The organism is Veillonella sp. LMAG:90 (genome assembly GCF_008679445.1).
In the GTDB taxonomy this organism is placed as follows: Bacteria; Bacillota; Negativicutes; order Veillonellales; family Veillonellaceae; genus Veillonella_A.
On record NZ_NAND01000001.1, the window covers coordinates 1,746,189 to 1,759,855 of the forward strand.

Sequence of the window (13,667 nt, forward strand, 5' to 3'; positions counted from 1 at the left end):
CCCTCCTTAGCGACTCTGCCATTTCGCCTTCAATGTCGGTAAGGACAAGGCGATGGCAACCAATACGGCCGTAAATAATTTCAAATCATTTGGCGGCATACCTAAGTATAATACAATGGCAATAACGATACGGTACACAACGGAACCGAGCACTACGGCCGTTAAACTTTTCACAAAAGAACGGGTGCCGAAGAGAACTTCCCCGATGATAACCGAAGCCAAACCGATAACGATGGTGCCTACGCCCATGCCTACGTCGGCATAACCGTTTCCTTGTGCTACGAGGGCACCGGCTACAGCTACAAACGCATTAGATAAAAGCAAGCCCAATACAATCATCGTATCCGTATTCACGCCCTGGGCACGAATCATTTGCGGATTCACGCCGGTGGCACGAATGGCGGCCCCGATTTCCGTCCCGAAGAACCAGAATAAAAATAGACCGGATAAAAAAGCTACCAATAAGCCTACGATGGCCAAAGCCCAGGTAGCGGAAATATTCATGGCTTCCAAATAGGTATATACTGTGTCCATGCGCAATAAGGACACATTCGCTTTCCCCATGACATGAAGATTCACCGAGTATAATGCAATCATGGTTAGAATCCCGGCTAAGAGGGCCGGAATTTTAAGCTTAGTATGAACCAAGCCCGTAACCACACCGGCGAGCATACCGCCCACGGCGGCTGCTAAAATCGATACAACCGGATTCACGCCGGCCACAACGAGTGTAACGGAAATAGCTGCGCCTAATGGGAAGCTCCCTTCAACGGTTAAATCGGCAATATCCAATACACGGAACGTAATAAATACGCCGATAGCCAACAGTGACCATAACAGGCCTTGGCCTAATGTAGAAATAATCAGGTTTTCCATGTTTCCTCCATCTATAAAAAGAAAAAGGCCGAAGCCCTTTTCTTTTATGTATTAGGTTAATTATTTACCCTTTAGTTTAAAATCGGGCTATTCCCTTTTTTAATCAGGATATTTATTTACCGGCTTCTTGCAAAACGTCGGCCGGAATAGTAATGCCTAAACGATTAGCCACATCTTGGTTAATAACCAATTTGAATTCTTTTTGACTTTCAACCGGCATATCTTCGATTTTAGCTTCACCGGATAGGATTTTAGCCCCCATTACACCGGTTTGGAAGCCCAATTGGTAGTAATCAACGGAGTAAGTCGCTAAACCGCCCATTTTTACCACATTGTCTTCACCCGGGAATACCGGAATTTTAGCGGCATCGGTAATTTTAACCAAGTTAGGCATAGCCGATACAACTACATTATCGGTAGGTACATAAATAGCTTCAACACCCTGTGTTACCAAGTTTTGTGCGACCTGCTGAATATCGTTCACATTTTGAACCGTCATTTCCACAACTTCAAGGCCTTTTTCCTGAGCATGTTTCTTCATGCGTTCTGCCTGTAATTGGGAATTCACTTCGCTGGCACTGTAGATAATGCCGACTTTCTTAGCATTCGGTAAAATACGAGTAATTAAGTCCACCTGTTTTTCTACCGGATTCATATCAGTCGTACCACTCACATTAGTGCCCGGTTTTTCATCACTTTTTACTAATTTAGCTTGGACATAATCGGTAATGGCTGTACCCAAGATTGGAATATCTTTGGTTGCATTTGCCATAGCTTGAGCAGCCGGCGTTGCAATAGCCAACACCAAATCATCTCTATCTGCCACAAAACGCTGGGCAATACTGTTCAAATTCGACTGGTCCGCCTGAGCGTTCTGCTGATCGATTTTTACATTATCTTTAAACCCTTTAGACGCCAAGCCGTCAACAAATCCCTTGTTGGCCGCATCAAGCGCCGGATGTTCAACGAGTTGAACGACCCCTACTTTGTACGTTTTGTTCGCACCGCTATCATTGCTACTGTCACTACCACAGCCGGCGAGTAAACCTACAGCCATCAAAGCTGCCGCCGCTGCCACTACTACACGTTTCTTCCACATAATAAAATGCTCCCTTCTACCATACTACACATATCCATCTACACGGGATATTGCAACCATTATAGCCTGTTTCTTTGCCTATTTCAATAGGAAAATGAAAGAAAATTCATCAAAGAGGCCTATAAATGACGCCCACAGGATTGTCAACTACTTCAAATAGCCATTCCGTTTAAGTGCCGCTTCCCATTCTGCTTCTTTAAAACCTACCAGCACTTCATCATCAAGGATTAATAACGGACGTTTTACGAGCATGCCATTCGTAGCAAGTAAAGCCAATTTTTCTTCATCACTCATAGTGGGCAATTTATCTTTAATATTTTCACTGCGATAAACCTGACCGGACGTATTGAAAAAAGCCTTAACGTCTTTACCGCTCTTCGGTTGCCAAAGACCAAGTTCTTCAGCTGTCGGATTTTCTTCCTTAATATTGCGGTCATCAAAACTGATATTATGACTTTCCAAATATTTTTTTGCTTTTTTACAAGTTGTGCAAGTCGGATATTGTACCAATAACATTAGTTTTCGTCCTCCTTAGCCAGCTGTTCGAGCATTTCATGAGTCAAACTGTTGGCCGCCAAAATATACTCTTCCAATTTACCGCGGCCGATGGCTACTTTCATAACCGGAATTTCAAACGGATCAAGCAAAACTTGCATGAGGATTTCACCCGTTTTATAATAGCCTACTACGCCTTGGCCTTCCGTCGGATCAAGGGTTTCACGCTTAACAGTCTGACAATACTTCGCCATTACCGCTTCCGCGGCAGTAGCGCATTCTTCACGGTCCTTCAAATATTGTTGCGCCTTGTCTTCTTCAATGTCAAAAATATCAATGCGCACCGTCGGTTTACTGGTCTTACCTTGACTGATATTACCCATTATAGATTTCCTTCCACGCCGTCGGCTTTTAAAAAGGCTACATAACATTTCTTAGCTTCATATACGTCCGCTTTGCTCGTTACTTCCCAAGGTGCATGCATGCTGAGCACAGCCACGCCGCAGTCGATAACGTTCATGCCGTAAAGCGCCATGATGTACGCAATGGTACCGCCGCCACCAAGGTCTACTTTACCGAGTTCAGCCGTTTGGAAATTAACATTATTATCATCTATAATACGGCGAATAAAGCCCATGTATTCCGCATTGGCGTCATTGGAACCGGATTTACCGCGAGCACCGGTGAATTTGTTAAATACAACACCTTTGCCAAGGAATGCGGCGTTTTTAGCTTCAAAGGCGGATGCATACAATGGATCGAAACCGGCACTTACGTCGGAAGACAACATGCGGCTCCGTTCCAAGCTGCGACGCACGGCCAATGGCGACTTATTACCGGCCATGGCCAATAATTCAGCTACCACATTTTCAAACCAACGGGATTGCATGCCCGTAGCACCGACAGAACCGATTTCTTCTTTATCTACCAATAAAGTACAGGTAGTGCGTTTTACTTTATCTACTTCCAGCATAGCCGCTAAGGAAGTGTAAGCACAAACGCGGTCGTCCTGGCCGTAAGCCAAAATCATGCTGCGGTCAAAGCCCATTTCACGAGCACGACCGGCCGGTACGATTTCAAGTTCGGCGGACAATAAATCTTCTTCGGTGAAGCCGTATTCTTTTTCAAAAATATCATTCAAGAACTTGGTTACGCCGTCTTTAAGTTCACCTTTAACAGGTTGGCTGCCGATGAGTAAATCAAGGTTTTCCCCTTCAATCACTTTGGCCGCTTTTTTCTCCATCTGTTCCTGGCCCAAATGAGGCAATAAGTCGGTTACGCAGAATACCGGATCCGTATCTTTCTCACCGATGGAAAGAGTTACTTTCGTGCCGTCTTTTTTCACAACGACGCCATGTAAAGCAAGGGGCATAGCCACCCACTGGTACTTTTTGATACCGCCGTAATAGTGCGTATCAAAGAAGGCCAAGTTCTTATCTTCATAGAACGGATTCTGTTTAACATCAAGGCGCGGCGAATCGATATGAGCACCTAAGATATTGAAACCTTGTTCCAAAGAGTCGGTACCGATATTGAATAAAGCAATGATTTTATTCATGTGTACGGCGTATACTTTATCGCCCGCTTTAATCGGTTGACCATCGTTCTGGAAATCCTTTAAATTTTTATAACCAACGGCTTCCGCTTTCGCAATTGTTTGTTCAATGCATTCCCGTTCCGTTTTGCCGTTATCCAAAAAGTCACGATACTCTTTGCATAAAGCTTCCATAGCCTGAGTGTCGGCTTCGGTATATTCATGCCAAGCATATTTTCGTTCCATAGTATCATCCTTCCTAAGTGAAATTACGAATCGGCCTGTAGCGGCCGATTCAGCTGTATATATTATACATCAATTGAAAAATTTCTACATCTCAACTGTAAATTATTTTCATTTAAATTTTATCCGGCTATTAATAAACTATTATTTTTTATCCGTAGTATTAATAAACTGCTGCTTTGCGTCTTCTTCTGCCTGTTTAGCCGCCATGCGGGCCAAATAAGCTTCCTCTTTTTGACGATTTAACTCAGCCCGTTCTTCATATAAATTTTGAAGTTCAGGTGGTGCCGCCGTTAATGTCTTAGTTACATAATAGCTAAGCTCACGATTGCGTTTCATATATTTACCGATGCGCCAATGGACACCGAATAACCCGTGGTAAGGACATCGGCCGATACTCAAAAATTTATCGCCGCTTAAGCGTTGAATTTTATTGGTTGTCAACAAGGACTGACATTCCGGACAATGAGCGCGACGCACTTTATTATCGTGCAACACTTTGCGTTTATCACCGAAGTTTTCATAAATAAAAAAACTGATAGGTTCCGGAAAGTAGGCCTGCGAATAGGTATTTTTGGAAATTTGTTCGTACTGAGCAATCCCCTGGTCTAGCGCAATCGCTTTACAAATATAGCCTGTGAAAATGGAGTCATTCAAGGCATCATGAGCATTCAACTCATCCTGTTTGATATCAAGCTCTTCCATGGCTTTGCTTAGTGCCACTTGCTGGGTATTGCCATGTTGCAAATACGCAAAAATAAGCTGCGCATCATACCAGGTATGTTTAATCGTACCGGGCAGACCGAATAACTTGAGGTTTTCACGAAGCATCACAATATCATCGGAGCCCCAGGTCAAAAGCACGGCATCGTCACCGCACCAGTGTTCAAAATCCTTGTAAGCCTGCACGAAAGAAACACCCATGGCCAAATCAGCGGCCGATATATGGGTCAACTTCTCCACATGTTTATGCATGCGCGTTAAATACTGCGGTTTCACAAACGTATTGAAGGTATCAACCAACTCCAAGTTTTCATCAAGCTTTATCGCTCCGATTTGAATAATTTCTCCCGATACGGGTAAACCGGTACGCTTCATAAAGCTAATATCATTGGCAAAGGGCTGATTCCATTCCAAATCAAATATTATATAGGTCATCAGGATTGCTCGCTTCCCGGTTCGACAAGAAGCGATTGAGCCGCCGCAATAACGGCTTCGGTAGATATAACAGATACGCCTTTGTAATTGCCTTCCTTGATGATCTGTTTCATGCTTTTGCCTACTTCATACTCTTCCATTGATTCCAAGACTACGCAGTTCTGCGTGTAGGGGCCGTAAAATTTAGGATTAGACGGGCCATACAAGGCTACGAGCGGCACATGTTGGCTGACGGCCACGTGCATCGGTCCGGAATCATTGGTTATAAATAAACTGCAACGATGAATGGCCGCCGCCAATTCACCCAAACTGAATTTACCGGTTGCCACGATTGGCGTATGTTTCATTTGTGTCACTACATCGGCCACCATGTCTTCATCCATGGGGCCGCCGAAAAATACAATCTTATAGCCGTGGTCGGCAAAATAATCAGCCACCGCCGCAAATCGTTCTTTCGGCCAACGTTTCTCCGGAACAGCACTGCCTACATTAAAACCGATAACCGTATCCACATCACAGACGCCATGGGATTCATAAAACTCAGTTACCTTCTTATCCCATTCGGGACTAGTATATATTTCAAGGCCTTTATTGGACGTATCCTTTACGCCCAACTGTTCCAACACATTAATGTACATATCCGCTGCATGCCGTGTTTTACGATCAAGGCGCGTATACTTCGTCATAAACGGACGGAACAGAAAATGGCTCATGCCCACCGTGATTTTGCCATGTAAAGCCCATGCAAAAAAACTGGTTCGTTCGTTGGGGTGAATATTGATTACCACATCCGGACGGCCTTCTTTATCACGTAATTCATGAGCTATCCGCCTTAGCGCACTAATGCTGTTGTCGCGGCCTTTTTTATCAATCGTTACTATACTGTCTATATTCGGATTATATTGCATAACCTCTTTTAATTTTTCATCCATTACAAATGTAATATGGCTTTGAGGTGCCGCCTGTCGCAACACATGTAAAAAAGGCGTTGTTAAGATAACGTCCCCTAAATGCATCAAAAAGGTGACTACAATTCGTTTATGATTGAGGTTCATAAAATACTAACTCCTTTTTTAAAGCAGTGTTTGCACCGTTTCCCATACGGTATCCACCGTAATTTGCGCCATACATTCCGGATCATCCACGAGCGGTGCCTCCGGCGTGGCCTTCGATGTTGGCGAAACAATAATATGCACATAATCGCCGCCATAAGGACCGGTTCGTTCCGGCGATGTGGTGCCATATAAACCGATTAACGGGCGTTTTAGCGCGTTGGCAATGTGTAACGGGCCCGTATCGGCACTGACATACAGTTTACAGCGACGTATTAATTCAATTAATTCTTCCAATGAAGTTTGCCCCGTCATATTTATGACATACGGACTATCTACGCCGTTTTGAATTTCATCCGCCTTTTCCTTATCCGAAGGGGCCCCTACGAGTACCACATATTGCTTTTGGGCGGCTAAGCGCTTACAAAGGTCGGTAAAGTGCGGGATTGGCCATTCTTTAACAATCCACCGGGCACCCGGCACTACAACTACATAATCGGCACCTTGCGGCATGCCCTGAGCCCGTAATTTAGCCTCACAGGAATTAGCCGCTTCTTCCGATTCATTCATGGGAAATTCAATAGTATCCACAGTGCCGCCTAAAGCCCGTACCGTATCTAAATAACGCTCAATGACATGGCCGTATTTATTGGGCCCTACCAAGGCTTTATTAACAAGATTACTGCCTTCACGCAGCTCCCAATAGCCGTACTTCTCTTTGGCACCGGATAAAAACGAAACGATGGCGCTTTTTGCCAAACACTGCAAATCCAGGCACATATCAAAATTTCGTTCGTGTAAGATACGGCGCAAAGTCCATAAATATGAAATTGATTTCAATTTCTTTTTATCGATAAACAAAACTTCATCAAGCCATGGTTTGCCCGGCAAAGGGCCGCTGAACTGTTCATGCACTGCCCAGGTAATATGCGCATTCGGCCAATTCTTACGAATCGCATATAAGGTGGGCAACGCATGAATCACATCGCCAAGCGAGCTCATTTTGACAATCAGTATCCGTTTATACTCCTTCATGGGTCTGTCCTTTCTGCTTGGCTTCTAAAATAGGGGCTAAAAATTCATACAAATCGGTGCCTTCAAAAAGGTACCCTTCTATACCGGCCGCTTCAGCCGCCGTCACATCGGACGGTTTATCGCCCACTAAAAAACTGTTTTCCTTATCAATATCATAGTCCTTCATGGCTTGCAATAACATGCCCGGTTTTGGTTTACGACAATCACAGTCTTTAGTGAATGCCGCTACCGTTCCCTTTACATGATGAGGACAATAATAAAATGCAAGGATGGGCGCCTTTACCTTGGTCAACTCTTCGTTGATATAGGCATGTAGGCGCTCCATATCTTCTACTGTGTAGTAACCCCTGGCAATACCGCTTTGATTGGTGACGACGATTAAATCATAACCGGCCTGCACGGCCGCAGCTAACGCTTTTGGTGCGCCCGGTACAAAGGCAAAATCATCAATGCGATATAAATAGTTCACATCTACATTGATAACGCCGTCCCTGTCTAAAAACAATACTTTGCGCATGGGCTTCTCCTTAACAAACACAATTAACGGATATAATTAACGAACATAACCTTCGTTATGATCTAACAATTCACAATATTCGGCAACGGCATCTTCCAATTTAGTAAAGCCTTTATCGTAACCGGCCGCCATCAATTTAGTGGTGTCCGCTTCCGTAAAGCTCTGATATTTACCTTTTAACACTTCAGGGAACGGAATATAGCGTAAGTTGCCGGAGCCGTTATAATCGATAACAGCCTGCATGAAGCGATTGAAGCTTTTCGCTTCGCCCGTACCGCAGTTAAAAATACCGCTGATTTCCGGATGTTCCCAGAAGAAGAAGTTTACATTCACTACATCTTTGACATAGATAAAGTCGCGTAACTGCCCGCCGTTTTCATAACCGTCAGTACCTTCGAACAAAGTAATTTCACCGGTTTCACGAAGTTTGTAGAACATCTGCCGTACTAAAGACGCCATATTGCCCTTGTGGTTTTCATTCGGACCGAATACGTTGAAATAACGAAGACCTACTACTTGGGACTGTAAGTCTTTTTCAAAACGACGTACATAACGGTCGAAGAATAATTTAGAATAGGCATATGGATTCAATGCTTCTTCGCATTCCGGTTTTTCTGTAAAACCTTTTTTACCATGACCATAGGTAGACGCGGACGATGCATAAATGAACGGCACACGACGTTCCTGGCAATAGTGGAACAAGTTTTTGGTGCCTTCAAAGTTATTGTGCATCATGTAACGTCCGTCATAATTCATCGTGTCCGCACAAGCCCCTTCATGGAACACCACTTCAATCGGTCCCACATCAAAGGTATTCGTAGCTACCGCATCATCAAAGTCGATGCAATCTACATAATCATAATAATCGAGCATCTGCAAATTACGGATTTTGCTGCCGTCTGTTAAATCGTCAACGATTAAAATATCGTTGCGACCGCGTTCGTTAAGTTGTTTAACGATATTACTGCCGATAAAACCGGCACCGCCTGTAACTATAATCATAATAATCCCTCCTGCACTAAGGACTTAATCTTTTCTATAATCCCTGTCGTGGAATAACCATTTTTAAACGGTAAAATCATCACTTTATCCACGTATTCACGACCGATAACATCTTCCGGCTTATAATCGCCGCCTTTAACCAAAATATTGGGACGCAACGCACTTAATAATTCAGCGGGCGTGTCTTCTTCAAAGACAACGACGCCATCCACAAACCCCAAGGCCCCCATAAGTTCGGCGCGGGAACTTTCAGAGTTAATGGGACGCGCCACCCCTTTAAGGCGTTTCACCGATGCATCGGAATTAAGGCCCACAATCAAATGGTCCCCCAAGCGAGCCGCATCGCGCAAATAGGATAAATGACCGCTGTGAAGAATGTCAAAACAACCATTCGTAAATACAACGGTATGACCTTCATTCTGCCACTGACGAATTTTAGCCGCCATTTCCTCACGACTGTAACCGATAATCGGATCCGCCTGGCGTTGGCGTTGACGAATGGTAGCCCACAAATCCAAGAGTTCCTGCCGATGAATCGGATAGGTTCCGACTTTGGACACAACGACCCCGGCTGCCGCATTGGCAACATGTAAAGTGCCGCGTACCGTAAGGCCCGCCGCCATAGCCGTAATAATCATGGCCACTACCGTATCACCGGCACCGCTCACATCAAATACATCTTGCTGCGTCGCCGGATTATGCCAAATCTGACCCTGACGACTCACAATCGTAATCCCTTTAGCGGAACGTGTAGCCACCACATAATCAAAATCAACGGCATCCAGTGTTTCTTTCGCCGCTTCAACGATGGCTTCATCCGTATTCGGCAAGTTTCGCCCGATATATTCACTAAGCTCTTTTACATTCGGTGTAATAAACGTGGCACCACTATATTTAGACCAATCATTGCCCTTTGGATCAACGATGGTTTTTATACCTTTGGCTTTGGCGATTTTTAAAACTTCCCCCAGAACGGCCGTCGTACATACGCCCTTGCCGTAGTCAGAAATAACAATGCCGTCAAGACCATGTTCAGCCAACTCTTTAATCCAAGCCAACAAGAATTCTGTTTCTTTCGCATTCACCGGTTCCGGTTCTTCGAAATCGAGGCGCATCATTTGCTGACGACCGCCGAGGATTCGCATTTTAGTCGTGGTCTGACGGGATGGCTCACGCATAATACCGGAATGATTGATATTTTCTACTTCCAATAAATCGGTCAATAACTTACCATGCGTATCTTCACCGGCTACACCGCCCAAGAACACCTGACAATCAAGATTTGCCAAATTAGATGCCACATTGGCAGCCCCGCCCAAGACTTCACGCACATCGGTGACGCGGTTAACCGGCACCGGTGCTTCCGGCGAAATACGGCTCACATCGCCGAATACATAGCGATCTACCATTATATCGCCGATAACGGCAATGCGTAACTTAGGCAATTTATTATTCAAAAACTCGGTAATTGTTTTACTTATCATATTCTTCTTCCACCAGCTCACAAATAATATGGCCTACCATAATATGCATTTCCTGGATACGTGCCGTTACTTTTGAAGGTACGGCAAAGGTAATGTCGCAAATATCTTTAAGTTTGCCACCGCCTTCACCGGTAAACGCAATCGTGTGCATACCCGTATCACGTGCTTTTAACGCCGCTTTTACCACATTGGCACTGTTACCTGAAGTAGAGATACCTATTAAAACATCACCGGAACGACCAAGCCCCTCAACCTGACGGGCAAATACTTCGTCATAGCCGTAATCATTGGCTACGGCCGTCAAAATCGATGTATCGGTTGTTAAGGCGATACTCGCCAACGAACGACGTTCTTTTTGAAAACGACCGATTAATTCAGCCGCCAAATGCTGAGCATCCGCAGCGGAACCGCCATTGCCGCAAAATAAAACTTTATTGCCCGCTTTTAACGCCTCTTTGCAGCGCTCTGCCATTAACTGAATTACATCCATTTGTTCCATCGTCTTGCCGAACACATCCAAATGGTCTGTAAAACGCTCCGCAATAATAGGATTCAACTCTCCTTGAAATTCCATATAGCCTCCTAAAAACTATGTTAATAATGCGCTGTCCATTTTTAAAATGCATACTGCATTTATATTAAACGGCTTCATAGAGCCATATAAATTACAATATAGTCTGTAATAAACGTTCCGCATTGTCGTTAAATATTTTATGCGTATCGCGCTCACTGAGGCCCGCTTTACGGAAAGCATCATATAAGCGCATCATGTCACCGGCATCTTCAATTTCCGTATCCGGTCTGATGCCGTCAAAATCCGTACCTAACGCTACTACATCACTGCCCCCTACATTACGAATATAAAGGCTGTGGCGCACAATATCTTCGATTAAGCTGATGCGGGATGTGCCTAAAAAGGACTGTGCAAAGTTAAGACCGATTACCCCGCCCTTATTGGCAATGAGACGAATTTGATCATCCGTTAAATTACGTCGATGATTAGTCAAAGCCCTGGCATTGGAATGAGATGCAATAAATGGTTTCGTTAAGATTTCACCAAGCTGATACGTACCCGTATCGTTTAAATGGGAACAATCCACAATCATCCCTAATTCTTCCATATATTGTACAAACTCAATCCCCTTCGGAGTCAAACCTTTACCTTCATACTTTTCGCCGTTAGGATAGGATAAACCGTTCGGGAAATTCCAGCTAATCGTAATGAGGCGCACACCGTCATCATAGGCTTTTTTCAAACGCTGTAAGTCGCCTTCAAAAACGCCCCCTTCTTCAACGGATAATAAGGCGCTGATTTTTCCGGCTGCTCGCGCCGCCTTGAACTCTTCATAGGACCGTACATGAACAATATCGTTCTTATACTTTTCCATTTCCGCCATAAACAATTGGCGCATAGCTTCATAGCGGGCATAGGGATCTTTTTCCTGATCGAGCTCTACAAAGAGAGCAAAATCTTGTAAATGATAACCGCCCTTTTTTAATTTTGCTATATCTATTTTCCATGGATTCTGCCCCAAGTCGCCCTTATCGGGTTCATCGATGAGCATCATTATGGTATCACAATGTAAATCTATCATTTAGTATCCTCATGTTCGCGCAAATCCTTCAATACGGCCACAAAGGCTTGTACGTCTTCAAAATTACGATATACGGAGGCGAAGCGAACATAGGCTACTTCGTCGATATTTTTCAATTCTGCCAACACCAAATCACCGATTTCAGAAGATTTAATTTCCTGCTGCGAGCGATTGCGAATCGTGTCTTCTACATTTTTTACAACATTTTCCAATATTTCGCGTGGAATATTACGCTTGTTACAGGAGCGCAAAATACCATTCAACAATTTGCTGCGGTCAAACATTTCATAACTGCCGCTCGATTTGATGACCATAATCGGCACATCTTCAATAACTTCATACGTCGTAAAACGGCGTCCGCAAGCCAAACATTCACGGCGCCGACGGATGCTGTTATCATCATCGGTAGCGCGCGAATCGGTTACTTTATTTTCAGTATGTTTACAGTAAGGACATCTCATGAGTTCACCTCATTCCCAATTAATGTATTAAATATTATAGTTATTATTGCTTCAAATACTGCTTACTGTTTTCAGCAATTTCTTCAATAAATTGATCCAGCATTTCATAACGTTTGCGATACATGTTGCGTTTATGCGTCTTGGCCGTTTCGTAAGTCTTACGTTCTTCCTCTAAAGGAATACGATAGAACTTTTTATCTTCAGCACAAGGTGTACCGCCCAATTCATTCCAGAACGGATCAAACTGCACTTTTTTAGAGCGATTGATACGAATCAAATGACTGTTGGTATAAAAACCTTCGTCGGAAATAGCGTATAAGGAGTTAATCCCCATTTGTGTTGCCAATTGACGCATTAAGAAGAACATAAAATTCTTAGGTCGATAACTGAACATTTTCTTCGTAATCTGTTTTGCCTTATCAAGACCGTTTTTGTGACCCTGAATGGTACCGATCCAAATACATGGTTCACCGTTAAAACCATGACCCAAGCGGAAGTTAATATGGTAAATACTTTCCCCTTCATACATGAGGAATAAACTTAAAAAGCCTTCCTTACGCTGGCCCGTATGGAACCAAAGCTGTGCTTTTAAATCGAGCTCTTCGTTCTGCCAAATCACTATCGCATGGCTTTCATCGGGATTATACATCTCCGTAATGGCTTCTTGTGTGAAATACTTAGGGAGCATATCAAAATGATCTTTAATCGCTGCCAAACGCTCTTTAGCCGATGAATTTTTAAATAAAAACACGCGATTAATTACTTCGTAAATGCCTTCGTGTTTGTCGAGCAAATTAGGTAACGGCTGATAGTTGTCAAAATACTCGATGAGTTCTTTCAACTGCTTGCGATTCTTATAAGAGCGACCTACAAACAAAGTAATGCGCCGCTTCTCGCGCCAAGATCTATAACCGTAAATAGAGCGTCCCAACGCCCATTGTTTCTTCCCATATGAAAACATACCTTCACTCCTTAATCGTTTAAGATGAATTCTCTTGCATTAATTACCGTTGAGGTATCAACTTTATTAATATCTGAAATTTATCTTGTAGTTAATCCTATTTGAACTTTCAACATATTGTATCTGAATGTCATATAAAAACTCTCCATATGCTA

15 protein-coding genes are annotated in these 13,667 nt (G+C 43.6%); all 15 read right to left on the minus strand.

Features of this window, described 5'->3' with window-relative positions:
* Nucleotides 1–6 precede the first annotated feature (6 nt).
* The 15 genes from CCC71_RS07755 to CCC71_RS07825 all read right to left on the minus strand — a co-directional run bounded on the left by CCC71_RS07755 (nt 7) and on the right by CCC71_RS07825 (nt 13,512).
* Nucleotides 7–876: an ABC transporter permease gene (locus tag CCC71_RS07755; protein ID WP_021842436.1), complete on the minus strand. Its 870-nt coding sequence runs from the start codon at nt 874–876 to the stop codon at nt 7–9.
* A gap of 112 nt (nt 877–988) precedes the next feature.
* A complete protein-coding gene (locus CCC71_RS07760) occupies nt 989–1,975 on the minus strand; it encodes an ABC transporter substrate-binding protein (RefSeq protein WP_021842435.1) in 987 nt (328 codons plus the stop codon).
* 147 nt (nt 1,976–2,122) lie between these two features.
* Nucleotides 2,123–2,491: an arsenate reductase family protein gene (locus CCC71_RS07765; RefSeq protein ID WP_021842434.1), complete on the minus strand. Its 369-nt coding sequence runs from the start codon at nt 2,489–2,491 to the stop codon at nt 2,123–2,125.
* Nucleotides 2,491–2,853: a hypothetical protein gene (locus CCC71_RS07770; RefSeq protein ID WP_021842433.1), complete on the minus strand. Its 363-nt coding sequence runs from the start codon at nt 2,851–2,853 to the stop codon at nt 2,491–2,493. Before CCC71_RS07770 ends, CCC71_RS07765 begins: the two co-directional genes overlap by 1 nt.
* Entirely contained in the window at nt 2,853–4,250 is a 1,398-nt protein-coding gene (locus tag CCC71_RS07775; RefSeq protein WP_296333406.1) for an aminopeptidase, read from the minus strand. Before CCC71_RS07775 ends, CCC71_RS07770 begins: the two co-directional genes overlap by 1 nt.
* Nucleotides 4,251–4,391: 141 nt before the next feature.
* Complete coding sequence (locus tag CCC71_RS07780) at nt 4,392–5,405, minus strand: 3'-5' exonuclease (protein WP_295785800.1); 1,014 nt, start codon at nt 5,403–5,405, stop codon at nt 4,392–4,394.
* Complete coding sequence (locus tag CCC71_RS07785; protein ID WP_296333408.1) at nt 5,405–6,460, minus strand: glycosyltransferase family 9 protein; 1,056 nt, start codon at nt 6,458–6,460, stop codon at nt 5,405–5,407. The genes CCC71_RS07780 and CCC71_RS07785 overlap by 1 nt, the downstream gene beginning before the upstream one ends.
* Nucleotides 6,461–6,478: 18 nt before the next feature.
* The gene (locus CCC71_RS07790; RefSeq protein WP_295243547.1) at nt 6,479–7,492 is read right to left on the minus strand and encodes a glycosyltransferase family 9 protein; all 1,014 of its coding nucleotides are present in this window, start codon (nt 7,490–7,492) and stop codon (nt 6,479–6,481) included.
* Nucleotides 7,479–8,009: a D-glycero-alpha-D-manno-heptose-1,7-bisphosphate 7-phosphatase gene (locus CCC71_RS07795; RefSeq protein ID WP_021842428.1), complete on the minus strand. Its 531-nt coding sequence runs from the start codon at nt 8,007–8,009 to the stop codon at nt 7,479–7,481. The genes CCC71_RS07790 and CCC71_RS07795 overlap by 14 nt, the downstream gene beginning before the upstream one ends.
* Before the next feature lie 36 nt (nt 8,010–8,045).
* Nucleotides 8,046–9,011 carry an ADP-glyceromanno-heptose 6-epimerase gene (gene rfaD, locus CCC71_RS07800; RefSeq protein ID WP_021842427.1) on the minus strand — a complete coding sequence of 322 codons (966 nt, stop codon included), beginning with the start codon at nt 9,009–9,011 and terminating at the stop codon, nt 8,046–8,048.
* A complete protein-coding gene (gene rfaE1 / locus CCC71_RS07805) occupies nt 9,008–10,495 on the minus strand; it encodes a D-glycero-beta-D-manno-heptose-7-phosphate kinase (RefSeq protein ID WP_021842426.1) in 1,488 nt (495 codons plus the stop codon). Before rfaE1 ends, rfaD begins: the two co-directional genes overlap by 4 nt.
* Nucleotides 10,485–11,069: a D-sedoheptulose 7-phosphate isomerase gene (gmhA, locus tag CCC71_RS07810; protein WP_021842425.1), complete on the minus strand. Its 585-nt coding sequence runs from the start codon at nt 11,067–11,069 to the stop codon at nt 10,485–10,487. The genes rfaE1 and gmhA overlap by 11 nt, the downstream gene beginning before the upstream one ends.
* Nucleotides 11,070–11,160: 91 nt before the next feature.
* A complete protein-coding gene (locus tag CCC71_RS07815; protein ID WP_021842424.1) occupies nt 11,161–12,090 on the minus strand; it encodes a dipeptidase in 930 nt (309 codons plus the stop codon).
* On the minus strand, nt 12,087–12,551 hold the full coding sequence (nrdR, locus tag CCC71_RS07820) for a transcriptional regulator NrdR (RefSeq protein WP_021842423.1): 465 nt from the start codon (nt 12,549–12,551) through the stop codon (nt 12,087–12,089). The genes CCC71_RS07815 and nrdR overlap by 4 nt, the downstream gene beginning before the upstream one ends.
* Nucleotides 12,552–12,594: 43 nt before the next feature.
* Nucleotides 12,595–13,512, minus strand: a complete 918-nt coding sequence (locus tag CCC71_RS07825; RefSeq protein WP_021842422.1) for a VirK/YbjX family protein — start codon at nt 13,510–13,512, stop codon at nt 12,595–12,597.
* Between the last annotated feature and the right edge of the window lie 155 nt (nt 13,513–13,667).